The organism is Delftia acidovorans NBRC 14950, from assembly GCF_001598795.1.
Classification (GTDB): Bacteria; Pseudomonadota; Gammaproteobacteria; order Burkholderiales; family Burkholderiaceae_C; genus Comamonas; species Comamonas acidovorans.
Map to the genome: position 1 here is coordinate 236,697 of NZ_BCZP01000004.1, position 22,961 is coordinate 259,657.

The window sequence follows — 22,961 nt, forward strand, 5'->3', positions numbered from 1 at the left end:
CTACTCCAAAGTAAACAGCCTACGCATCAGTAGGCTCCTGCCCGGCTCGACGAACCAACGCACGAGAGCGCCATGGAGACACACCCCGACGGCGGCCCGCCCGCCCCCTTGCTGCAGGTGGACGGCGTCACGCTCGCCTTTGGCGGCGTGAAGGCGCTGTCGGGCGTGGGCTTCGATGTGCAGCCCGGCTCGATCACGGCTGTGATCGGCCCCAACGGCGCGGGCAAGACGTCGCTGTTCAACACCATCTCGGGCTTTTACCGGCCCACGGGCGGCTCCATCCGCTTCCAGGGCGAGGACATCACGCGCATGCCGGCGCCGCGCCGCGCGCGGCTGGGCCTGGGGCGCAGCTTCCAGAACATTGCGCTGTTCCGGGGCATGACGGTGCTGGACAACATCAAGCTGGGCCGCCACGCCCACCTGCGCACCAACGTGCTCGACGCCCTCCTCTACCTGGGCCGCGCTCGCCGCGAAGAGGCCGAGCTGCGCCGCGACATCGAGGAGCGCATCATCGATTTCCTGGAGATAGACCACATCCGCCATGCGCCCGTGGCCGCCCTGTCCTACGGGCTGCAAAAGCGCGTGGAGATGGCGCGCGCCCTGGCCATGCAGCCGCGCATCCTGATGCTGGACGAGCCCGTGGCCGGCATGAACCGCGAGGAGACCGAGGACATGGCGCGCTTCATCCTCGATGTGCGCGCCGAATGGGGCGTGACCGTGCTCATGGTGGAGCACGACATGGGCATGGTCATGGACCTGTCCGACCATGTAGTGGTGCTCAACTTCGGCCAGGTCATCGCCCAGGGCACGCCCGCCGTGGTGCAGGCCGATCCCGAGGTGAACCGGGCCTACCTGGGCGCCGGCGATGTGGGCGAGCTGCGGCGCCGGCTGCGCGGCGCGTCCGCCCGGCCAGAGCCCGCCACGCCGCAGCCTGCCCTGGCACAGGAAGCCGCATGATGGACTGGGCCTACCTGTTCGAGATCGCCCTCACGGGCCTGGCCGCAGGCGGCCTGTATGCGCTGGCCGCGCTGGCCTTCGTGGTGGTCTACAAGGCCACGCGCGTGGTCAACATCGCCATCGGCGAGCTGCTGATGGTGGGCGCCTACCTGTTCTTCACCTTTGCGGCCATGTTCGCGCTGCCGCTGTGGCTGGCCATTCCCGCCGCCGTGCTGGGCACGGGGCTGCTGGGCGCGCTGATCGAGCGCACGATGATCCGGCCGCTGCTGGGCGAGCCGCCGATCTCGGTGTTCATGGTCACCGTGGGCCTGGCCTCGGTGCTGGTGGGCCTGGTGGAGCTGATCTGGACGGCCGACCAGCGCCGCCTGCCCGAGTTCATGCCAACGCAGCCCGTGATGATCGGCGAGGCCTTTCTCGCGCCCAAGGTGGCCTGGGGCGCAGCCGTGGCCGTGGTCTTCATCGCGGCCGTGCTGCTGGTGTTCCGCTACTGGCGTGGCGGCGTGGCCCTGCGCGCCACGGCCAGCGACCAGGCAGCGGCCTATTCGGTGGGCATCAACGTGCCGCGGGTGTTCTCGCTGGCCTGGGTGGTGTCGGCCATGATCGCCGCCGTGTCGGGAATCATCGTCGGCTCCATCGGCGGCATCTCGTCGAGCATGGGCGTGTTCGGCCTGTCGGTGCTGGTGGTCGTCATCGTGGGCGGGCTGGACAGCGTGCTGGGCGCCCTGGTCGGCGGCCTGTTCATCGGCCTGGTGGAGGCGCTGGCCGGCGCCTACCTGGGCGGCGAGTACAAGCTGCTGGCCACCTTCATCGTGCTGGTCGTGGTGCTCATGCTCAGGCCCTACGGCCTGTTCGGCACGCACGAGATCGAGCGGCTCTAGACAGCTTCAGAAAGACGGCAGCATGCGCATAGGCACCCTCAAGGAAAGCTACATCGCCGATGCGGCGCTGTTCGACTCCCGCACGCAACGCATCTGGCTGGCCATGGCCGGCGCGCTGCTGGTGCTGTTTCCCTTCATGGCCAGCGACTACTGGCTGTACCTGGCCTGCCTGGTCAGCATCAACGTGGCCGGCGCCACGGGGCTGAACATCCTCACCGGCTACACGGGCCTGGTCAGCCTGGGCCAGGCCGCCTTCATGGGCCTGGGCGCATACACGGTGGCCATCGTGCAGGCGCGCTGGGGCACGCCCGTGCTGTTCAACCTGCTGGCTGGCGGCTTCGTGGCCATGCTGGGCGGCATCGTGGTGGGCCTGCCCTCGCTGCGCGTCAAGGGCCTGTACCTGGCGATTGCCACCATCGCGGCCTCGTTCATCGCCCATTTCCTGTTCGCCAACCTCAAGCTCACGGGCGGCACGGCGGGCCTGACGCTGCAGCCGGCCACGGTGTTCGGCGTGACGCTGGACACCTCGTTCCGGCTGTACTGGGTGATCGTGCCCGTCACGCTGCTGATGCTGCTGGGCGCGGCCAACCTGTTTCGCACGCGCATAGGCCGCGCCTTCATCGCCATCCGCGACCGCGACATCTCGGCCGAGGTGCTGGGCATACCGCTGCTGCGCTACAAGCTGCTGTCGTTCGGGCTGTCCTCGTTCTACGCAGGCGTGGCGGGCGGGCTGTGGGCGTACTTCTTTCGCGTGGTCACGCCCGAGAGCTTTCCGCTCTTGATGTCCATCTTCTTTCTGGCGGCCATCATCGTCGGCGGCATGGGCTCCATCCTGGGCGGCATCCTGGGCGCGGTCTTCATGACCATGGTCCCGGAGCTGCTCAAGCTCATCGTGGACCTGCTGCCCGGCGGCTCCGAGCTGGCCGTCTTCCTGTCGCCCGTGCGCACCATGGTGTTCGGGCTGCTGATCATCGTCTTTCTGGTCTTCGAGCCGCAGGGGCTCGCAGAAATGTGGCGGCGCCTGCGCCGCTTCTTCCACCTGTGGCCCTTCCGCAATTGAGGCGGCGCCGCGCACGACAAGCAAAAGGAGACAAGCAATGCAACAACACCCGACCTCCTCGCGCCGCCGCAGCCTGCTGCTGGCGGCCGGCGCCAGCCTGGCCGCACCGCTGGCCGCCCGCGCCCAGGCTGGCGGCGAAGACATCGTGATCGGCGGCTCCATCCCCATGACGGGCGTGTTCGCCTTCGCGGGCGTGGGCATCAATGCCGGCATGGGCGACTACGTGAAGATGGTCAACGAGGCAGGCGGCATCAAGGGCCGCAAGATCCGCTACGTGCCCGAGGACACGGGCTACAAGGTCGATGTCTCGGTGGCCGCGTTCAAGAAGATCACCAGCCAGAACAAGGTCAACCTCTACTACGGAGACTCCACGGGTTTTTCCAAGACCATCAACCCGGAGCTGGACCGCAACGGCGCCATCCTCATGGCGGGCGCCTCCTTCGCCACCGAGCTCAACAACCCGGCCAAGTACCCGAACCAGTTCCTCGTGGGGCCCGACTACACGGAGATGTTCGGCATCCTGCTCAAGCACATCGCCAAGGAGAAGCCGGGCGCCAAGGTGGCCTTCGTCTACTCCGACTCCGAATTCGGCCGCGACCCCATCGAGGCCAGCGAGGCGGCCGCCAAGAAGCTGGGCCTGAACGTGGTGGCCAAGCTGATGACGCCGCCCGGCAGCGTGGACGTGTCCACCGAAGTCATCAAGCTGCGCCGCGCCCGACTACACCATCTTCCACGGCTACATCCTCGCGCCCATTCCCGAGTTCATCCAGCAGGGCAAGCAGATGGGCATGACCAGCCAATGGATGGGCACCTTCTGGACCATGGACAGCTCCACCGTCATGAAGATGGGCGAGGCCGGCGACGGCTTCATGGGCGTCATGCCCTACCGCTACTACTACGACACCTCGGCCAAGGCGCCCATGCTGGACAAGATCCGCGCGCTGCGCCCCGAGTACCAGAGCACGGCCTATATCCAGGGCTTCCTGGCGGCCATGCTGTTCGTGGAATCGGCCAGGCGCTGCCTGGACGCTGGCAAGCCGCTCACCGGCCCCAACCTCAAGGCCGCGCTCAACTCCATCAAGGACTTCGACACGGGCGGACTGATCGGCGTGCCCATCACCATCAAGGGCAATTCGATTCCTGTGGGCCGCGTCTACAAGGCGGATATGAAAGCGCAGAAGATGCTGCCCGCCTCTGACTGGATAGCGCTTTGACGAAACGCATCCCCCTGAGCGGCTTCGCCGCTGCCCCCTTCTCTCGCACCGCTTCGCGTTGCGGGAAGGGGGACGGCACCCTCGCGGCGGGGCGGCCCTTGCTTGGTGCCCCGCGCCTGATGCACGCCATAACCAACGTCGCGGGCTCCACATGCGCAGTGAAATTTTGAAGGCAATCCCAACCAAAGCAGAGACTGCAAGCGTCCTCGAAATCAACAACATCGAGGTCATCTACAACAAGGTCGTGCAGGCCCTGCGGGGCCTGTCGCTGGCCGTGCCGCGCGGCCAGATCGTGGCGCTGCTGGGCAGCAACGGCGCGGGCAAGAGCACCACGCTCAAGGCCGTCTCGGGGCTGCTGGCGCTGGAGGACGGCCTGCTGGCCAGCGGCAGCGTGCGCTACAACGGCCAGTCCACCGCGCAGTACGCGCCCCAGCAGCTGGTACGCCTGGGGCTGTCGCATGTGATGGAGGGCCGGCGTGTGTTCGAGGACCTCACGGTGGAGGAAAACCTCGTGGCCGCCACCTACGCGCTCACGGGCCGCAATCAAGTCAAGCCCGACTTCGACCTGGTCTACAGCTACTTCCCGCGCCTGCATGAGCGACGCAAAGGCCTGGCCGGCTACCTGTCGGGCGGCGAGCAGCAGATGCTGGCCATTGGCCGCGCGCTGATCGCCGAGCCCCAGCTCATGCTGCTGGACGAGCCCTCGCTGGGCCTGGCGCCGAAGCTGGTGGAGGACATCTTCACCATCATCGCGCGCATCAATGCCGAGCGCGGCACCTCCATGCTGCTGGTCGAGCAGAACGCCACCGTGGCCCTGGCCGTGGCGCACAGCGGCTACATCATGGAGAACGGCAAGATCGTCATCGACGGCCCGGCCGAACGCCTGGCCCAGGATGCCGACGTGCGCGAGTTCTACCTGGGCATGGGTGGCAGCGGCGAGGCGAAGAGCTTCCGCGATCTGAAGCACTACAAGCGCCGCAAGCGCTGGTTGTCCTAGCCTGGGAACGCACATGCAAGCCCTTCCCGAACTCACCCTGCCCCAGATGCTGGCCGAACGCGCGCGCAGCGATGCCCAGCGCGTGGCCATACGGCAAAAGGACTTCGGCATCTGGAAGCCCACCAGCTGGGCACGCTACCACGAGCGTGCCAGCCACTTCGGGCTGGGCCTGGCGCAGCTGGGCCTGGCGCCAGGCGGCCACATGGGCGTGATCTCCGAGAACCGCATCGAGTGGGTGCTGGCCCAGATGGGCGCGGGCCTGATCGGCGCCATCACCGTGGGCGTGTACCCCACCAGCCCCACGCCCGAGGTCGCCTATGTGGCGGGCCATGCCGATGTGGACATCATGGTCTGCGAGGACCAGGAGCAGACCGACAAGCTGCTGGCCGCCCTGCCCCAGCTGCCGCGCCTGAAGAAGATCATCGTCATGGAGACCAAGGGCCTGCGCAGCTTCGCGCCGGAGGTCCGCGCCCTGATCGCCACCTTCGACGAGGTCGAGCGCCTGGGCGCCCAGGCCGCCAGCCGCGCCCCCATCGAACAGGCGCTGGCACGCCAGACCCTGGATGACGTGGGGCTGATGATCTACACCTCGGGCTCCACCGGCAAGCCCAAGGGCGCCATGATCACCTACCGCAACATCCGCGGCGTGGTGCCCGGCATTGCCGAGCGGCTGGGGCTGGACGGCGGCACGCGCCACCTGTCCTACCTGCCGCTGTGCCACGTGGCCGAGCAGATGCTGACCAGCTTCGTGCCGGTCTACCTGGGCTCGCAGGTGCACTTCGGCGAGTCCATCCGCACGGTGCAGGAAGACCTGCGCGAAGTCGCGCCCAACATGTTCCTGGGCGTGCCGCGCATCTGGGAGAAGCTGCACGCGGCCATCAGCATCAAGATGCAGGAGACCGGGCCGCTGCGCCGCGCGCTCTACCGGCGCGCCATGGCGGCCTGCGCGCCGCTGGCCGAAAAGCCCCGCAGGCAGTGGAGCCTGGCCGAGCGCCTGGCCTGGGCGGCCAGCTACTGGAGCGTGCTGCGCGCGCTGCAGAACTTCATCGGCCTACGCGAGGCGCGCGTGGCGCTCACCGGCGCCGCGCCCATACCGCCCGACGTGGTGCGCTTTTTCCGCACGCTGGGCGTGCCGCTGATCGAGGTCTACGGGCTGACCGAATCCACGGGAATGGTTACCGGTCACCGCCTGGACGACGTGGCCGTGGGCAGCGTGGGCGTGGCCACCGAAGGCGTGCAATGGCGCATTGCCACCCATGCCGGCCCCGATGAGGGCGACGGCAGCGGCGAGCTCCAGATCAGGGGCGACATGGTCTTCGCGGGCTACTACAAAAACCCCGAGGCCACGGCGCAAAGCCTGCAGGACGGCTGGCTGCACACGGGCGACGTGGTGCGCGTGCAGGGCGGCCAGCTGCGCATCGTGGACCGCCTCAAGGACATCATGATCACCGCCGGCGGCAAGAACCTCACGCCCTCGGAGATCGAGAACACCATGAAGTCCAGCCCCTTCATCAAGGAGTGCATCGTCGTCGCCGAGGGCCGCAAGTTCGTGGGCGCGCTGGTGCAGATCGACTACGAGACCGTGGGCCAATGGGCCCAGGCGCGGCGCATCCCCTTCACGCATTTCCGCTCCCTGGCCGAGATGGCCGAGGTGCGCGCGCTGATCGATGCCGAGATCGCGCAGGGCAATGCGCGCCTGGCCCAGGTCTCGCATGTGCGGCGCTTCCATCTGCTGACCAAGGAACTGGACCACGACGATGGCGAAGTCACGGCCACGATGAAGGTGCGCCGCTCGTCCATCTACAAGACCTACGCCGCCGAAATCGACGCCCTGTACCACTGATCCGCTCCCATGACCGACACGCAAGACACCCCGCTGCTGCTGCACCGCGAAGGCGCCATCGCCACGCTGACCTTCCACCGCCCCGCCGCCCTCAACGCCATCGACGTGCCCATGGCGCTGGCACTGCGCGACGCCGTGCGCACCCTGGCCCAGGACCGCGCGCTGCGCTGCGTGGTGCTGAATGGTGCAGGCCGCGCCTTCATGGCGGGCGGCGACCTGGACACGCTGGCCGCCGACCCCGTGCGCGGCGCGGCCGAGCTGCTGGCGCCGCTCAACGAGGCCGTGGCGCTGCTGGGCCAGCTCGATGCGCCCGTCATCGCCAAGGTGCATGGCGCGGCGGCAGGCGCAGGCCTGTCGCTGATGCTGCAGGCCGACTTCGTCTACGCGGCCGAGGGCACGCGCTTCAACCTGGCCTACATCAACCTGGGCGCCAGCTGCGACGTGGGAGCCTCCTGGGCGCTGCCGCGCATCGTGGGCCTGCGCAACGCGCTGGAGATCGCCATGCTGGGCGAGACCCTGGACTGCGCCCAAGCGCAGCGCCTGAGCCTCATCAACCGCGTCCTGCCGCCCGCCGAACTCGACGCCGCCGTGCTGCAGCTGGCCCAGCGCCTGGCCGCCGGCCCCACGGTGGCGCTGGGCCATATGCGCCGCCTCATGCGCGCGGGCCTGGACCGCAGCCTGCGCGACCAGCTGGCCGCCGAGGCCTGCGCCTTCGATGCCTGTGCCCGCACGGCCGACCTGCCGCGCGGCATTGCGGCGTTCCACGCCAAGCAGGCACCGCAATTCGAGGGACGTTGACCTGCGCCCGGAACTGACGCCGAGGCGGCTGCGCTGCCTGCCGCCTGCCCGGCACAATGCACTCCATCCCCCGTGTTCATCGCTTCGAGGAGCTTCACCATGACCCCACGCGACGTCTTCGTCGTCGGCACTGCGCGCACCGCCATCGGCACCTTCGGCGGCAGCCTCAAGGACGTACCCAACACCCAGCTGGCCACCACGGCCGTCAAGGCGGCCATCGAGCGCGCGGGCCTGGCGCCCGACGCCGTCGGCCACGTGGTCATGGGCAATGTGATCCCCACCGATACCAAGGACGCCTACCTCTCGCGCGTGGCCGCCATCGATGCGGGCTGCCCCATCGAGACGCCGGCCTTCAACGTCAACCGGCTGTGCGGCTCCGGCCTGCAGGCCATCGTCTCCGCCGCCCAGGCCATTGCGCTGGGCGACTGCGACGTGGCCATCGGCGGCGGCAGCGAGTCCATGAGCCGCGGCCCCTACTTCGACCAGGCCGCCCGCTGGGGCGCGCGCATGGGCGACGCAAAGAGCATCGACTACATGCTGGGCATCCTGCACGACCCCTGGCAGAAGATGCACATGGGCATCACGGCCGAAAACGTGGCCGAGCGCTACCACATCAGCCGCGAAATGCAGGACGAACTGGCGGCAGCCAGCCACCAGCGCGCGGCCGCTGCCATTGCGGCAGGCCACTTCAAGGAGCAGATCGTTCCTGTGGAAATCACCACGCGCAAGGGCGTCGTGGTCTTCGACACCGACGAGCATGTGCGTGCCAGCACCACCATCGAATTGCTGTCCACCATGAAGCCCGCGTTCCGCAAGGAAGGCGGCAGCGTGACGGCCGGCAATGCCTCGGGCATCAACGACGGCGCCGCCGCCGTGGCCCTGGCCGCAGGCGATCGCGTGGCCGCCCTGGGCCTGAAGCCCCTGGCGCGCCTGGTGGGCTACGCCCATGCCGGCGTGGACCCCGCCTACATGGGCATAGGCCCCGTGCCGGCCACGCAGAAGGTGCTGCAGCGCACGGGCCTGAAGATTGCAGACATGGACGTGATCGAGGCCAACGAGGCCTTCGCGGCCCAGGCCTGCGCCGTGATCCAGCAGCTGGGCATGGACCCGGCCAAGGTCAACCCCAACGGCTCGGGCATATCGCTGGGCCACCCGGTCGGCGCAACGGGCGCCATCATCACCACCAAGGCCATCGCCGAGCTGCAGCGCACGGGCGGCCGCTATGCGCTGGTGACCATGTGCATTGGTGGCGGCCAAGGGATCTCGGCCATCTTTGAAAGAGTCTGAGCGCCGCCTGGGCGTGGCGATGTTTCACATGAAACATCGCCACCGCAGCCGCCTGCCGGCTTAGAACGGCGCTTCTTCAGGCGCAGTATCCACGGGAGCCAGGGCCGGCCCCGTCAGCGCACCACGGCCCGAGGCCGCTGCACGCGGTGTCGCTGCGGGAGTCTGGGCAGCGGGTGTCTGCAGCGATGCCGGCAGATCCTGGCCCAGGCCCGTGCGCCCTTCCCCACCCAGCGCCTCGATCAGATCGGGGATGAGCTTGGACAGCTCGCCCGTGGCAATCGCCACATCGGCATCGAAGCCGCCGTCGTCCTGCGACTGGCCTTCCATCACGGCATCGAGCAGCGCGATCTTGCGGATCTGCAGACCCTCGGTCAGCACAAAGCTCACGCGGTCATCCCAGGTCAGCGCCAGGCGCGTGGGCAGCTTGCCGTGCTCGATATGCTGGCGCACCTCGTCGATGTCCAGCGGATGGCGCGCATAGCGCACCACGGCCTTGGATTCGTCGGCGGCCTTGAGCTCGCATTCACGGTCAATCGAGAAGCCGGCCGGGCTTTCCTGCGTGGTCAGCCAGTGCGCCATGGCAGCCTGGGCGCTGGTCTGCGTATCGACCAGGGCCAGCGCAAAGCCAGTGAGGCCCTCCACCAGCGCGCTGACCACCTCGTCGGCGCGCGCCTGGCTGCCCGTGTCCAGCACCAGGGTGCGGGCCTGCGGGTCCAGCCAGACCCACATGGCGCCCTGCTTGGTGAAGGCCATGGGCAGCAGGTCCAGCTTGGCCTCGTCCTTCAGTTCCTTCTTTTCCTTCTTGCCCGGCTTGCGGCCTTCGGTGGCCTCGATGTGGGCAGCCTTTTCGTTGACGCGGCGGTTGAGCACGCTGGCCGGCAGCATCTTGGCCTCGGTCATGAAGCGCATCACCCACTGATTGGCCACGGACTCGGCCAGCGGGCCATGGGGCTCGCCGCGCGGCGGCACCCAGCCGGCGCTGCGCTCCTGCGTGGCGCCGCACTCGGCAAACGGGCTCTTGCCCAGGGCTTCTTCAAGCTGCTGCAAATCGCCCTGCCAGCTCTCGGCAATGCGATAGACGATCATGTTTTTGAACATAGCGAACCTTTGCTCGGACGGACTGCGGCTGCGCCGCAGCAGGGGTGTGCAACACCGGGCTGCGTCGCCTCCATCCAGAGGGAGAAAACAGAAAAAACAGCAGGGGCGCCATGCCTTGGCGCCCCGCCCGGTCATTGTGCATGCCTGGCACCGGACGGCGCTGCACAAGCTTGTCAATTCTTTACAAGCCGTGCGCAAAACCTCACTGCCCCGATACATCGGACGACCACACTTCAATCATCCGCTGCACAGGGCTCGCCAAGTGCCTTGACGGCGGCCTTCAGTCACCCTCTCCAGAAAGGATTTTGGAATGACCACCACCTTCCGCCGCACCCTCGCCAGCGCCGCTGCTACCACCGCCTTGCTGGCATCGTTCGCCCTGCCCTCGTACGCCCAGACCGCCGCGCCGGCAGCCCCCGCCGCCGCCACGGCACCCAAGCCCGATCGCGCCATGCACAAGCACGGCGACCGCATGGAGCACATGCAGCAGCGCATCGCCAAGCTCAAGGCCGACCTCAAGCTCACGCCGGCCCAGGAAACCGCATGGAACACCTATGCGGCCACCTTCAAGCCCGGCGAGCGTCCCCAGCGCATGGAGCGCGAGGACTTCGCCAAGCTGACCACGCCCCAGCGCATCGACAAGATGCGTGAAATGCGCGCCCAGCGCGCGGCCGATGCCGATCGCCGCGGCGAAGCCACCAAGGCCTTCTACGCCCAGCTGGACGCCAGCCAGCAAAAGACCTTCGATGCCGCCACGCTGCACAAGGGCCACCCCGGCCACCACGGCATGGACCACGGCCCGCGCCATGACCACAAGAGCGGCCAGGCCCGCCCTGCCCCGGCACCCGCCCAGTAAGCAGCCACCTGGCCTGCCCGCCACCAGCGGGCAGCCGGATTGCTTGCGCCAGCCCTTGCACGGACGCCTTGTCAGGCGGCCGACAGTGCAAGGGCTTTTTTGCTGACTCCCCGATCTTCACCAGCCTCCCTAGAGTGTTACAGGCACAGCAACGTGTGCCGCCCCCGGAGAAGATCATGGCCCTCAAAATCATTCAAACGACGCCATCCAGCTACCAGAGCCTCGCCAAGGCACGCATCCATCCGCCAGCACGCCTGGCAGCGACCGTGGTGCTGGCCTGCGCAGGCGCTGTCCTGCCGATGGCGACCCAGGCGCAATCCTTGGCGCCGGAATCCTCCCCTTCCATGTACCTGCAATATGGCGCGGCCGAGCACAGCGCCGACAGCTGGACCCTGGGCGTTACTGTGCCCTGGCGCAACTGGCGCCATGCGCTGTGGGGCGGCCAGCTCAGCGGCTACTGGGATATCTGGGGCGCCCGCTGGTCGGCGCCGCTGGAGGGTCGCGATCGCGGCACCTGGGTCATCGGCGTGAATCCCACCGTGCGCTGGCGCCCCAGCAACGGGCAGTCACCCTGGTTTGCAGAAACCGGCGTGGGCCTGAGCTGGGCACTGAACCGGCGCTACATCACGGACGAGAAGGAATTCCCCACGCGCTACAACTTCGCCACCCATATCGGCGTGGGCTATCTGTTTGGCAGCCAGGGCCAGCATGAGCTGGTGCTGCGGCTGGAGCACCATTCCAACGCAGGCATCAAGAAACCCAACCCCGGCGAAAACTTCCTGCAGCTGCGCTACGCCCACCATTTCTGATCACGGTTGCGGATCCCGGCAAGACCACCTTCGAGGTGGTCTTTTTTTGTCCTCAGCCGCCCTGTGGAAAAACCTGGGCATAAAAATCTCGTAAATCCCTGCTTATCCACAAGGAGGATGCGCCATGGAAAGTTGTGCCCAAAACGGGTGCAGCAGCGGAGCAGCATCCACCACAGGGTTTGGAGTGTCTTAAGTTGTTGATTTTTATAAGACAAATTCAGTTATCAACAATTAAGCACTTCACTTACTACTACTACTAATTAAAAAATAAGAGAGATAGGAATAACAGCCAAGGGCGGTTTTTCACAGCGGCAAGACCGTTCTGGATAAAAAAAGGCAGCCGGTCCGTCAGGAAAAACGGCCTGTCAACAGGTCACAGCACTGCCAGACCATGTGCTCATCCATGTCCGGCAAGCCTCATTTTTATCTGGATAAACTGAAAAATCCTTATAGATCAATAACTTGAAGTTCAATAAAGGAAAAAATGCACCTCGCACAAAACTGTGGATAGATGAAGACCAACTCAACAGTTATCCACAGAAAAAATCGAAACAGGCAAACTATCCCCGTTCGGGAGACACCGGGAACAGGGCTTTGATCACATGTTTTTCAATCGGGCAAGACATTGTTTTTTTTGAGGAATAGTGAGTTATCCACAGAGATGTCATGCCTCTACTACTACGACTATTCTTTATAAGAAGATCAAAGAACAACCGAAGGCGAAGTCACGCGGGAAGCGAAGGCCGAACGGGTTTTCAAAAAAACAGACGTGCCAGGTTGTCTGGAGCCTGGGCATGTCCAGACGAGGGACTGCTCCAGCGAAATTGGCGCGCCTGTGTTCAAAAAATTCCGGATCGGTTCGCGCGCCATGGCCGTATGCACGAAGACAAGACTTCTTCGCGGCCTCGCAGGAACGCTGTGGAACGGGCGCTTTTCCACAACGGGCTGTGCACTGGACGTGGAAGACTTCAGGAAAGCGCGGCCTGCCAGGCGGACGCAAGCGGATGCGCCAGAGGCAGTGTTCGGTCATTCAAAAAAATTCAACCCCTTGTTGCCGGCCTGCAAGAGCACTGCGCATCCAGATCAGGAGCAGCCGATCCAGTCCAGGCAAGGGCAATCACGAAAAGTGATGGCTGCTGACGCGCCGGGGCAAGAGGACGTGAATCAGCCCGAGCGCTTCAGCGGCCTGCAGAGGACCGTGGGGGCTTGGCAGCTGTCAGGCCCTGGGTTGCATGCGCAAGCGCGTCCTGGGCGTTCTGCAGGCCTGTTGGCGAGGTATGTTGGCGGGTATGGCCGGGCCGGGGAGCAGGCACGGTCTGCGAGATCCAGCGGTATCCCGCGGGATCCGGGGACCGTGCTGCACAGGCATGCAGGGAGATGCGGGAGCCGGGAAATACGGTTGCCCACAGGCTGTGTGCAAGTGGCCTGTGGGCAATCGGCAAGCTCGCTGATTGAAAAAATCAGCCGTGATCAATCACTTGCGTATGCAAGGGAATGCAGTGGCGACAGGGCGCGGCCTGTTTTTCGCATGCTTTCCACAGGGTCCGGTTCAGCGTGCCGGGCGGCGCTGCAAGGCAAAGGGCGGCAGGCCCTTGAGCAGCTGCTGGCCATAGCTGGTGTTCACCAGGCGCCGGTCATAGCAATACACATGGGCCTGGTCTTCCTCGGTGCGGATGGCGCGGCCCACCCACTGGGCCAGGCGGATCGCCGTGGCCGGCACCACCAGCTCATTGAAGGGGTTGCGGCCGCTGCTGCGCAGCCATTCGGCCCGGGCCTCGCCCACGGGGTCATCGGGCGGGGCAAAGGGCAGCTTGGTGATGAACAGGGACTCGCACAGCGCGCCGGGCAGGTCCAGGCCCTCGCCGAAGGACTGCATGCCGAAGATGATGGAGGGCTCGCCCATCTCCACGGCATCGCGGTGGCGGGCCAGCAGCAGGGCGCGGGGCATGGCCGTCTGCACCAGCACCTGCGAGCGCATGGCCGTGGACAGCGCATCCACCGCCAGGCGCATCTGTTCGCGCGAGGTGAACAGCACCAGGGCGCCGGCCTGCACGTGGGACAGGTCGCCCAGCAGCGCGTCCACCATCTCCTGGGTGAAGCGGGCGGCCTCCTTGGGGTCGGCCACGGTTTCGCGCGCCACCAGGGTGCCCTGGCGCGCGTAGTCGAAGGGGCTAGGCACTTCCAGCGTGGTCACGGCCGCATCGTCGTGCAGGCCTGCTTCGCGCAAAAAGAAGTCGAATTGTCCACAGCTGGTCAGGGTGGCCGACGTGAGCACGGCACCGCGCACCTGGGACCACAGATGGTGGCGCAGCGTGGCTCCGGGCAGGATGGGGCTGGCATGGGCCTTGACCACGATGTACTCGCCATCTGTCTCCAACGTGAACCATTTGGCATTGGGAACGCGGCTACTGTCGTCATCCTGCGCTGGTTGCTGCATCAGCAGCTGGGCCGTGTCATAGACGGATTCCAGGCGGGGTGCCAGTGCGCCAACCTGTGCATAAGCTGTAGACAGCCTGCGTGCTTCCTCTGGATTGTCCTTGATGGCGGCGCGCAGTGCCTTGGAGATGGCACGCAGCGCGTCCAGAAAGCTGTTGGCATGGTGGGCGGCCTTGCCCAGAGGCTCCAGCAAGGGCTCGGGCAGCATGCCGCGCGGTGCACGCACCCGCGCCGGCCCCCAGCTGTCCTTTTGCGACTTGAGCGTGTCGCCGTACAGCTCCATCACCAGGCGCGCCAGTTCCAGCAACTGCTGGCGCAGCTGGCTGGCATGGGCTGGAAGGTCTGCCAGCTCTTCGACCTCGACCATAGTGTTCACGCGCAGGGCGCGGCTGGTCAGCTTGTCTATCCAGCCCAGGCGGCTCAGGTCCATCTCGCCAGCGAATTGGCCCAGCGCCGTGGCGGGCAAATGGTGGGCTTCGTCCAGCACCAGCAGGCAGTTGTCCAGCTCGGGCAGCAGCCGCGCGCCCAGGGAGGACAGCAGCAGATCGTGGTTGGCCACGATGACCTGGGCGGCCACCAGGTCCTTGCGGCGCTCGTAGTAGACGCAGTTGCTGAAGGCCGGACAGTGCTTGCCGGTGCAGGACGAGGATTCGGCCGCCACGGGGCTCCAGGCCTCGGCCTCGGGCGGGGTCTCCAGAGAGTCGCGGTCGCCGTCCCAGGCCTGGGACGCCAGCGCGTTGGCCATGCTTTTGTAGAACTGCATGCGCGCCTCTAGCTCCTGGGCCGGGCGTGCCACGCGGCTTTGGGCCTGCGCCTTTTCTTCGGCGAACAGATCGTCCAGATCCTCGTCCTGGGCCTCGCCGGTGCTGGCCAGCCGCTCCAGCTTGAGCTTGCAGACAAAGCGGCCCCGCCCCTTGGCCAGCGCGAATTTGAAGGGCTGCTCCAGTTGCTGGGCCAGCGCGGGCAGATCCTTGTTCACCAGCTGTTCCTGCAGGGCGACGGTGGCCGTGGAAATCAGCACCCGAGTGCCGCGCGCCAGCGCCATCGAAATGGCGGGAATGCTGTACGCCAGCGATTTGCCCACCCCCGTTCCGGCCTGCACCACGGCAATGGACCGGGTGGGCTCCGGTGCGCCCTCATCGATTTTTCCCAGCTGGGCCTGGCTGAAGGTCTGCGCGATCTGGGCCGCCATTTTTCGCTGCCCCTCACGATTTCGGAACCCTGGGATGGCCCCGACCACGTCATCAAAGGATTTCAGGGCCTGATCAGCCCATTTTTTTTCATGCATTTCGGCGTGTTTTGACCAAATGGATCATCTTGGTCCATCTGTTTATAAAGATTCGTACAGTGATATGTATTAAATAAGATGCGAAATCTTATGAAATACAGCGCACAAAGCGCGTTTTTCGTATGCCGTACAGCCTACAAGCTGCCCGTCATATGGATCACTGAACCCGCCAATCGCATGTATGCACAGGTGGGTATCGGTCACCGGGATGGACATCTGTCCACCGGCTGTTCCTGGATTGTTCCCATGGCCGTTGATGGCCATGCGCGTGGCCACATCCACAGTCTTGCCCACAGCAGCCAGGGCGTTCGGCCTGTGATCAATCCTGTGTGCATGTTGTTGGCATGCTTGTGGATTGATTGGGTGATTGTCGCCATTCACCGTTGATTTGCAACGGATTTTTCATGGGTTCAGGTTCCCCGCGATTTCCAGAAGATGGTGGAAGTTGTCACCACTGTGGAAAACAGGGCCTGTGCAGATCTTTGGCTTTGCAGAGCACGCTTTTCCCCGGGATATCCACAGATCTGCGGCCGCTGCAGCTGCTGCGGCTGGGGCCTTGGTGCACCGCCAGGCGGCAGGTCCGCGGCGGCGCAGCGGATCGCGCTGGTTCTCGAAAAAGCGCAGGCGATCCCTGCCAGGGATCGGCCCCGGGCGCCGGCCCAGGTACGCGAATGTCTTACCAAACGGTAATGAAGGCTTCACGCACGCAGGAAGATGCGTTTTCTAGCATCTGTTTCATCTCAGGAGACAAGGGTCGGCTCGCTGCAGTCCCTGCGCTCCAGGCATGGATTGAAGGGGCAAGAATGATCAAGACATTTGCGGGCCTGCCCAAGGCAGCCCGGTTTCCGGCGGCATCGGCATGCGCTGTCATCGCCGTGGCCTGCCTTGTGGCGGGCTGCGATGCATCCAAGGCATCGGCACAGAACGAACCTGCCGTGCAGGCGCCCGCGCCGGCCGGCGTGGTGCGGGTCAAGCCCGAGTCGCTGAAGATGCTGGACATCGCCGTGGTGGCCGATCCGCAGGGCACGCAAATGGCCTGGGCGCCCGCGCGCGTGGCCTTTGCCGAGGACCGCGTGGCCACCGTCTCGGTGCCGCTGGCCGCGCGCGTGGTGTCGGTTCGTGCCCACGTGGGTGACATCGTCAAGGCCGGCGACGAGCTGGCCACCCTGGTCAGCCCCGAGGCGCTGCGCGTGCGCTACGAGGTGGAAGCTGCCCGCAGCGCGCATGACGTGGCAACCGTGGAAGTGCGGCGCCAGCAGACCATGGTGGACAAGGGCGTGGGCGTGGAAGTGGATCTGCGTGCGGCCCAGGCCAAGCTGCGCGAGTCGGCCCAGGAGCTGGCGCGTGCCCAGGGCACGTCGGCGCTGCTGGGGCAAGGCGGCGGCGACCGGCTGGTGCTGCGTGCGCCGCGCGCCGGCGTGGTGGCCGAGCGCAAGGCCGTGGTCGGCGCCTCGGTCGAGCCCAGCGGCGAGCTGTTCCTGATCGGCGATCCCGCCGCCATGAACGTGGTGGCCGATGTCTTTGAAAGCGATCTGCCCGGCATCCGCCTGGGCAGTGCCGTGCAGGTCGATGTGCCGCAGCTGCCCAAGCCCCTGACCGGCACGGTGCGCCACCTGGGCGCCACGCTGGACAAGGAGTCGCGCCGCGCCTCCGTCATCGTGCAGCTCGATGCGCAAAACCCCGTGCTGCGTTCCGGCATGCAGGCGCGCGTGGGCCTGCAGGTCTCCAACGAGCACGAGATGCTGATCCCCGTGACGGCCGTGCTTATCAAGGATGAAAGCCGCAGCATCGTCTTCGTACAGACCGGCGAGCAGCAGTTCGAGGCCCGCACCGTGGTGCTGGGCCGGCCCTCGCGCGGCATGGTGCCCGTGGTGTCGGGCCTGAAGTCGGGTGAAAAGATCGTCGTGCGCGGTGGCCTGCTGCTCGATGGCGCAGCCAGCCAGCTGCTCTGATCGCGGCCAGGAGACTCATCAATGCTGCGTTCCCTGATAGCGTTTGTGGTGCACCGGCGGCTCGTCGCCCTGTGTGCCACCCTGATCATCGCCATCTATGGCGTGTATTCATACCTGCACACGGCCATCGAGGCCTATCCCGATGTGACCAATGTGCAGGTCGGCGTGATTGCCCAGGCGCCGGGCCTGGCCCCCGAGGAGGTGGAGCGCCAGATCACCCAGCCGCTGGAGCGCGAGCTCAACGGCACGCCGGGCCTGGTGTCGCTGCGCTCGGAGAGCTACTTCGGCCTGGCTATGATCAACCTCGTCTTCAATGACGATGCCGACAGCTTCCATGCGCGCGCCGAGGTGTCGCAGCGCCTGCCCCAGGCCAATCTGCCCGACGGCGTCACGCCCGAGATGGCGCCCGACTACACGCCGCTGGGCAAGATCTTCTACTACCGCCTGAAGAGTGACCGCCACACGCTGGCACAGCTGCGCACCGAGCAGGAATGGCGCGTGGTGCGTACCCTCAAGCAGGTGCAGGGCGTGGCCGACGTGGTCAGCATCGGCGGCTTCGTCAAGGAGTACCACGTCGAGGTGGATCCCGAGAAGCTGTATGCGCTGGGCCTGTCGCTGGAAGACGTGAGCGATGCCCTGTCCAAGTCCAACCGCAACGTGGGCGGCGGCCTGATGCGCCGCGGCGAGCAGTCGCTGATCATCCGCGGCATCGGCCTGCTGCGCACGCCGCAGGAGATCCAGGGCGTGGTCGTGGCCATGCGCGGCAGCGCGCCCGTGACCATTGGCGACGTGGCGCGCGTGGTGCAGTCGCACACGCCGCGCCAGGGCTCGGTGGGCATGGACGATGCCGACGACGTGGTCCAGGGCATCGTGCTGCTCAAGCGCGGCGAGAACCCCTCGGTGGTGCTGGACCAGATCCATGCCAAGGTGGCCGCGCTCAATGACGGCGGCCTGCCCGAGGGCATGCACATGGAGACCAACTACGACCGCTCCGATCTGGTCGGCCACACGCTGGGCACGGTGCAGCACAACCTGCTGTTCGGCGCCACGCTGATCGTGGGCGTGCTGTGGCTGTTCCTGCGCAGCCTGCGCGGCTCGCTGATCGTGGCCACGGTGATCCCGCTGTCGCTGCTGGTGGCCTTCATCGGCCTGCACCTGCTGGGCATGCCGGCCAACCTGATCTCCATGGGCGCCATCGACTTCGGCATCATGGTGGACGGCGCCGTGGTGCTGGCCGAGAACATCATCCGCAACGCCCGCCTGCGCAAGCCGCAGACGCAGGCGGACATGCGCCACATCATCATCGACTCGGCCGTGGCCGTGGCCAAGCCCACGCTGTTCGCCATGGCCATCGTGATCGCGGCGCTGATCCCCGTGTTCTCGCTGGAAAGCATCGAGGGCCGCATCTTCCGTCCGCTGGCCATGACCTACAGCTTCGCGCTGCTGGGCGCCCTGGTCTTCGCCATGGGCCTGGTGCCGGCGCTGTGCGCGCTGTTCCTCAAGCCCCAGCACGTGATGGTGGAAGAGCCCAAGATCTTCGACCGCGCGCACCACGGCTACCAGCACTGGATCGGCACCCTGCTGGGCGCCGGGCGCCGCCGCGTCATCGTCATCGTCGGCTCGCTCGCCATCCTGGTGGCGGCCGGCCTGTCGGCGGCCTGGCTGGGCACGGAATTCCTGCCCGAGCTCGATGAAGGCGATGCCTATGTGCTGGTGCAGATGCCCGCATCGATCTCGCTTGAGAAGGGCCAGGAAGTGCTGCGCGACGTGCGCCTGCGCCTGAAGACCTTTCCCGAGGTGATCACCGTCACCACCGAGCAGGGCCGGCCCGAATCGGGCACCGACAACGAGACGCTGAACCTGGCCAAGGTGCTGGTGCGCCTGAAGGGCCACGGCGAATGGCGCAAGGGCCTGACCAAGCCCCAGCTCATCGAGCAGATGCGCGCCACGCTGGGCGAGATTCCGGGCGTGTCGTTCAACTTCGCTCAGCCCATCCGCGACAGCGTGGAGGAATCGACGTCCGGCGCGCGCGGCCAGGTGGTGCTCAAGGTCTTCGGCCCCGACATTCCGCAGCTGCGCGCCATCCTGCAGCAGACCGTGGACTTGGTGAAGGACATCGACGGCGTGGTCGATCTGGGCCTGTACCGCGATGCGCCTGCACCCCAGGTCCACGTGGAGTTCGACCGCCAGTCGCTGGCGCGCCAGGGCATTGCCATGGAGACCGCGCAAAAGACGCTGGAGGCGGCGCTGGCCGGCAACATCTCCACCACGCTGTGGGAGGGCGAGTACCCCGTGCCCGTGCGCGTGCGCCTGCCCTATGTGGACCGCATGGATGAGGAGCGCATCCGCAACATCGCCATCCCCCTGCCCAACGGCGGCTCGGTGCCGCTGCATTCGGTGGGCCAGGTCGCCATCAAGATCGGCAACTCCTCCATCTTCCGCGAAGGCAATGCGCGCTACATGGCGCTCAAGTTCAACGTGGAAGGCCGCGACATCGGCTCCGTGGTCAAGGACACGCTGGCCACGTTCAAGAAGAACGTGAAGATCCCCGAGGGCTACCAGGCCGTCTGGGGCGGCGAGTGGGAGAACCAGCAGCGCGCGGCCGCACGCCTGAAGATCGTGGTGCCGCTGTCGCTGATCATCGTCTACGCCCTGCTGTTCGGCGCGCTGGGCCAGGCGCGCAGCGCCGGCATCATCTTGCTGTGCGCGCCCTTCACCATGGTGGGCGGCATCGCGGCCCTGCACTTTGCGGGCATCGAGCTGTCCATCAGCGCGGCCATCGGCTTCATCGCGCTGCTGGGGCAGGTGGCGCTGGCCGGCCTGCTGGTGATCTCGGCCGTGGAGGAATTGCGACGGCAGGGCATGCCCATGATGCAGGCCCTGGTAGAGGGCGCTGCAGAACGCATGCGCTCCATCGTGCTCGTGGCGCTGCTGGCGCTGCTGGGCCTGCTGCCCATGGCGCTGTCCACGGGCGTGGGCAGCGAGACGCAAAAGCCCTTCGCCTCCGTGATCGTGGGCGGCATGGTGGTGCTGCCCCTGGTGGCCCTGGTGCTGCTGCCCGTGCTCTATGCGCTGCTGGGCCCCAAGAACATGTTGACGCAGGAAGAACTCGATGAAAAAGAGTAAGCACCCCCTGAGCGGCTGCGCCGCTTCCCCCGTGTGCACGGCGCCCTCTCTCGCTTCGCGGGAGGGGGACGACGCCATCGCCGCGAGGCGGCTCTTGCTTGGCGTCTCTGGTTTGGGCCGTGCCGGCTTTGCGGGTCGTTCACCTTATCGGGCCCTGTTTGTGGCTGTGGCGCTGTGCTGGGGGGCGGGTTCTGCGCTTGCGCAGCAGGCTGTGCCCGCTGTGCCGGCCATCACTGCGGCGCCTGCCTCCGAGGTGGCTCCGGCGGCTGCGCCGCAGCAGCCGGTGGGGATGCAGGAGTATCTGCAGATGGTGGTGCGCAACCAGCCCCAGCTGGCGGCGCAGCGGCTGCAGATCGGGATTGCGCAGGCGGACAGTCGCACGGCGGCGGCGTTTCCCAATCCCACGGCGTCGTACAGCAGCAAGCCGGGCGAGAAGCAGTGGGGCATAGAGCAGCCGCTGCCCATCTTCGGCCAGCGGCGTTTGCGCATGGAGAACGCGCGCAAGGGCGAGACGGCGGCGCGTGCCAATGTCGAGGTGGCCGTGGCCACCACGCTCAACGATGCAGCCACGGCCTTCATCGACCTGCTGATGACGCAGCAGCGCCTGAAGGTCTGGGAAGAGGCGCAGGAGTCGCTGAACGGCGCAGGCAATATCGTGCGCGGCCAGATCGAAGCAGGCGCGCGCAGCCGCTATGACGGCGCACGCCTGAGCCTGCAGCAGGCCCAGATGGCCATGCAGGTCAGCCAGGCCCAGTCGGACTGGCAGGACGCCGCCTCGCACGCCGCCGCCCTGGCCGCCCTGCCCCAATGGGCGCCGCGCGCCACGGGCAGCCTGCAGGCCGTGCCCGTGGGCCAGCTGCTGCACGAGCAGGAGCTCTGGGAGGCCGCGCGCCAGCGCCTGCCGGCCCTGGTCGCTGCCCAGGCCGAGCTGGACCAGCTGCGCCACAAGGTCGAGCTGGAACGTCGCGAAGCCCTGCCCACGCCCAGCGTGAGCGTGGCGCGCGTGCGCAACCGCCTTGACGGCAACTACAACCAGATCGGCGTGTCGGTGGAGCTGCCGCTGTTCGATCGCCGCGAAGGCCCTATCGCGCGTGCCCAGGTGGAGGCCGAACAGGCCCAGCTGCGCTACGACGCCGCGCTGATCGAGGCGCGCACTGAGCTGCAGCGCGCCATCAAGCAACTGAAGCTGCGCCGCGATGCCGTGCGCGCCTACGAAAAGCAGGGCCTGGCCCAGATCGCGCCGCTCAACCAGATGGCCCAGGACGCCTACAAGCTGGGCCAGGGCTCCATCCTGGAGCTGATCGATTCGCTGGGCTCCATCAACGAGCACCGCCTGGAGCACCTGGACCTGGTCAAGGAAATGATGCTGGCCGAGTGGCAGGTGCGCGTGGCCAGCGGCGATCTGCCGATGTGGGCAGCGCCCTGAGGCGCTTCGCGCCCTTCCCCTCCTGCTGTGCGGGAGGGGCGGTCGGACCCTGGGTGGCACCTCCCGGTGTGCCTGGTCAGGATCACGCCAGTTTCATGCGGTGCGATGCCGCGCAGCGCAGCCCAAGGCTGAAAAGAGGTGGTAAACATGCCGGCACCCCCACCGATCTCGGCGGAGTCTGGCGCGCCGTATAGTGTCTGCCTCAGTTTCGAGTCAGGCCCTGCCGCCCGCATGTACCGCTATCTCATCATCGAAGACGACGCGCTGAACGCGCGCTACATCGCCGAAGGCCTGCGCCAGCAGGGCGCGCAGGTGGCGGTGTGCAGCGATGGTGTGCAGGGCATCGCCATGGCCGTGGGCGAGAGCTGGGATGTGATCATCCTCGACCGCATGCTGCCCAACGGCTTCGACGGCCTGCAGATCCTGCAGACGCTGCGCTCCATGGGCAAGCAGACGCCGGTGCTGGTGCTCAGCGCCCTGTCGGCCACGGACGAGCGCGTGCGCGGCCTCAAGGCCGGCTGCGACGACTACCTGACCAAGCCCTTTGCCTTCTCCGAACTCTCGGCGCGCCTGGAGGCCCTGGTGCGCCGCGCCCAGATCCCGGCCCCTGCGCGCGAGATGCGCCTGGCCGACCTGCGGCTGAACCTGCTCACGCGCAGCGCCGAGCGCGCGGGCCAGCCGCTGGCGCTGCAGCCGCGCGAGTTCCGCCTGCTGGCCTTTCTGATGCAGCACGCGCACCAGATCGTCACGCGCACCATGCTGCTGGAGTCGGTGTGGGACTACCGGTTCGACCCGCAGACCAATGTCATCGACGTGCACATCAGCCGCCTGCGCGGCAAGGTGGACAAGGGCTTCGAGCCCGCGCTGATCCACACCGTGCGCGGCGTGGGCTACAGCCTGTCGGACCGGCCGCAGGACCTGCCGCAGGTGGCCTGA

16 protein-coding genes and 1 pseudogene are annotated in these 22,961 nt (G+C 66.7%); 15 read left to right on the forward strand and 2 right to left on the reverse strand.

Translation table 11 applies throughout. From position 1 onward, the window contains the following. Positions 1-72: 72 nt before the first annotated feature. The 8 genes and pseudogenes from DA1_RS07175 to DA1_RS07210 all read left to right on the forward strand — a co-directional run bounded on the left by DA1_RS07175 (position 73) and on the right by DA1_RS07210 (position 9,034). Positions 73-957 carry an ABC transporter ATP-binding protein gene (locus DA1_RS07175; RefSeq protein WP_034397519.1) on the forward strand — a complete coding sequence of 295 codons (885 nt, stop codon included), beginning with the start codon at positions 73-75 and terminating at the stop codon, positions 955-957. Next, the gene (locus DA1_RS07180; protein WP_013799949.1) at positions 954-1,835 is read left to right on the forward strand and encodes a branched-chain amino acid ABC transporter permease; all 882 of its coding nucleotides are present in this window, start codon (positions 954-956) and stop codon (positions 1,833-1,835) included. Before DA1_RS07175 ends, DA1_RS07180 begins: the two co-directional genes overlap by 4 nt. 22 nt (positions 1,836-1,857) lie before the next feature. Continuing rightward, entirely contained in the window at positions 1,858-2,895 is a 1,038-nt protein-coding gene (locus DA1_RS07185; protein ID WP_034397517.1) for a branched-chain amino acid ABC transporter permease, read from the forward strand. A 37-nt stretch (positions 2,896-2,932) separates the two neighbouring features. Then, positions 2,933-4,109: pseudogene (locus tag DA1_RS07190) on the forward strand (ABC transporter substrate-binding protein). A gap of 175 nt (positions 4,110-4,284) precedes the next feature. Then, entirely contained in the window at positions 4,285-5,106 is an 822-nt protein-coding gene (locus DA1_RS07195; protein WP_230590982.1) for an ABC transporter ATP-binding protein, read from the forward strand. 13 nt (positions 5,107-5,119) lie between these two features. Continuing rightward, the gene (locus tag DA1_RS07200; protein WP_034397515.1) at positions 5,120-6,949 is read left to right on the forward strand and encodes an AMP-dependent synthetase/ligase; all 1,830 of its coding nucleotides are present in this window, start codon (positions 5,120-5,122) and stop codon (positions 6,947-6,949) included. A gap of 9 nt (positions 6,950-6,958) precedes the next feature. Then, on the forward strand, positions 6,959-7,747 hold the full coding sequence (locus DA1_RS07205; RefSeq protein ID WP_034397513.1) for an enoyl-CoA hydratase/isomerase family protein: 789 nt from the start codon (positions 6,959-6,961) through the stop codon (positions 7,745-7,747). Between the two features lie 99 nt (positions 7,748-7,846). Then, positions 7,847-9,034, forward strand: a complete 1,188-nt coding sequence (locus tag DA1_RS07210; RefSeq protein ID WP_034397511.1) for an acetyl-CoA C-acyltransferase family protein — start codon at positions 7,847-7,849, stop codon at positions 9,032-9,034. 60 nt (positions 9,035-9,094) lie between these two features. On the opposite strand, the gene DA1_RS07215 is transcribed toward DA1_RS07210, so the two are convergent. Then, the gene (locus DA1_RS07215; RefSeq protein WP_034397509.1) at positions 9,095-10,132 is read right to left on the reverse strand and encodes a recombination-associated protein RdgC; all 1,038 of its coding nucleotides are present in this window, start codon (positions 10,130-10,132) and stop codon (positions 9,095-9,097) included. Positions 10,133-10,442: 310 nt separating this feature from the next. Between DA1_RS07215 and DA1_RS07220 the strand changes: the two genes are divergently transcribed. Further along, on the forward strand, positions 10,443-10,988 hold the full coding sequence (locus DA1_RS07220; protein WP_034397507.1) for a Spy/CpxP family protein refolding chaperone: 546 nt from the start codon (positions 10,443-10,445) through the stop codon (positions 10,986-10,988). A gap of 176 nt (positions 10,989-11,164) precedes the next feature. Beyond that, entirely contained in the window at positions 11,165-11,797 is a 633-nt protein-coding gene (locus DA1_RS07225) for an acyloxyacyl hydrolase (protein WP_034399026.1), read from the forward strand. A 1,549-nt stretch (positions 11,798-13,346) separates the two neighbouring features. Here DA1_RS07225 and dinG read toward each other — a convergent pair. After that, positions 13,347-15,521 carry an ATP-dependent DNA helicase DinG gene (dinG, locus tag DA1_RS07230; RefSeq protein ID WP_080736981.1) on the reverse strand — a complete coding sequence of 725 codons (2,175 nt, stop codon included), beginning with the start codon at positions 15,519-15,521 and terminating at the stop codon, positions 13,347-13,349. 90 nt (positions 15,522-15,611) lie between these two features. Between dinG and DA1_RS30275 the strand changes: the two genes are divergently transcribed. The 5 genes from DA1_RS30275 to DA1_RS07250 all read left to right on the forward strand — a co-directional run bounded on the left by DA1_RS30275 (position 15,612) and on the right by DA1_RS07250 (position 22,961). Beyond that, the gene (locus DA1_RS30275; RefSeq protein ID WP_155294333.1) at positions 15,612-15,908 is read left to right on the forward strand and encodes a hypothetical protein; all 297 of its coding nucleotides are present in this window, start codon (positions 15,612-15,614) and stop codon (positions 15,906-15,908) included. A gap of 416 nt (positions 15,909-16,324) precedes the next feature. Next, positions 16,325-17,473 (forward strand): efflux RND transporter periplasmic adaptor subunit, encoded by a 1,149-nt coding sequence (locus tag DA1_RS07235; protein ID WP_013799937.1) that lies wholly within the window; start codon positions 16,325-16,327, stop codon positions 17,471-17,473. A 21-nt stretch (positions 17,474-17,494) separates the two neighbouring features. Then, positions 17,495-20,599 (forward strand): efflux RND transporter permease subunit, encoded by a 3,105-nt coding sequence (locus tag DA1_RS07240; RefSeq protein WP_034397505.1) that lies wholly within the window; start codon positions 17,495-17,497, stop codon positions 20,597-20,599. Positions 20,600-20,810: 211 nt separating this feature from the next. Next, a complete protein-coding gene (locus DA1_RS07245; protein WP_230590948.1) occupies positions 20,811-22,025 on the forward strand; it encodes a TolC family protein in 1,215 nt (404 codons plus the stop codon). A gap of 231 nt (positions 22,026-22,256) precedes the next feature. Further along, on the forward strand, positions 22,257-22,961 hold the full coding sequence (locus DA1_RS07250) for a response regulator transcription factor (RefSeq protein WP_017407046.1): 705 nt from the start codon (positions 22,257-22,259) through the stop codon (positions 22,959-22,961).

Excerpts from the sequence above, each read along its gene's own strand:
- DA1_RS07220 (WP_034397507.1), top strand. The coding sequence starts at position 10,443 with ATGACCACCACCTTCCGCCGCACCCTCGCCAGCGCCGCTGCTACCACC.
- DA1_RS07205 (WP_034397513.1), top strand. The coding sequence starts at position 6,959 with ATGACCGACACGCAAGACACCCCGCTGCTGCTGCACCGCGAAGGCGCC.
- DA1_RS07185 (WP_034397517.1), top strand. The coding sequence starts at position 1,858 with ATGCGCATAGGCACCCTCAAGGAAAGCTACATCGCCGATGCGGCGCTG.
- DA1_RS07225 (WP_034399026.1), top strand. The coding sequence starts at position 11,165 with ATGGCCCTCAAAATCATTCAAACGACGCCATCCAGCTACCAGAGCCTC.
- DA1_RS07235 (WP_013799937.1), top strand. The coding sequence starts at position 16,325 with ATGATCAAGACATTTGCGGGCCTGCCCAAGGCAGCCCGGTTTCCGGCG.
- DA1_RS30275 (WP_155294333.1), top strand. The coding sequence starts at position 15,612 with ATGAAATACAGCGCACAAAGCGCGTTTTTCGTATGCCGTACAGCCTAC.
- DA1_RS07240 (WP_034397505.1), top strand. The coding sequence starts at position 17,495 with ATGCTGCGTTCCCTGATAGCGTTTGTGGTGCACCGGCGGCTCGTCGCC.
- DA1_RS07175 (WP_034397519.1), top strand. The coding sequence starts at position 73 with ATGGAGACACACCCCGACGGCGGCCCGCCCGCCCCCTTGCTGCAGGTG.
- DA1_RS07215 (WP_034397509.1), bottom strand. The coding sequence starts at position 10,132 with ATGTTCAAAAACATGATCGTCTATCGCATTGCCGAGAGCTGGCAGGGC.
- DA1_RS07180 (WP_013799949.1), top strand. The coding sequence starts at position 954 with ATGATGGACTGGGCCTACCTGTTCGAGATCGCCCTCACGGGCCTGGCC.
- DA1_RS07250 (WP_017407046.1), top strand. The coding sequence starts at position 22,257 with ATGTACCGCTATCTCATCATCGAAGACGACGCGCTGAACGCGCGCTAC.
- DA1_RS07210 (WP_034397511.1), top strand. The coding sequence starts at position 7,847 with ATGACCCCACGCGACGTCTTCGTCGTCGGCACTGCGCGCACCGCCATC.
- dinG (WP_080736981.1), bottom strand. The coding sequence starts at position 15,521 with ATGCATGAAAAAAAATGGGCTGATCAGGCCCTGAAATCCTTTGATGAC.
- DA1_RS07200 (WP_034397515.1), top strand. The coding sequence starts at position 5,120 with ATGCAAGCCCTTCCCGAACTCACCCTGCCCCAGATGCTGGCCGAACGC.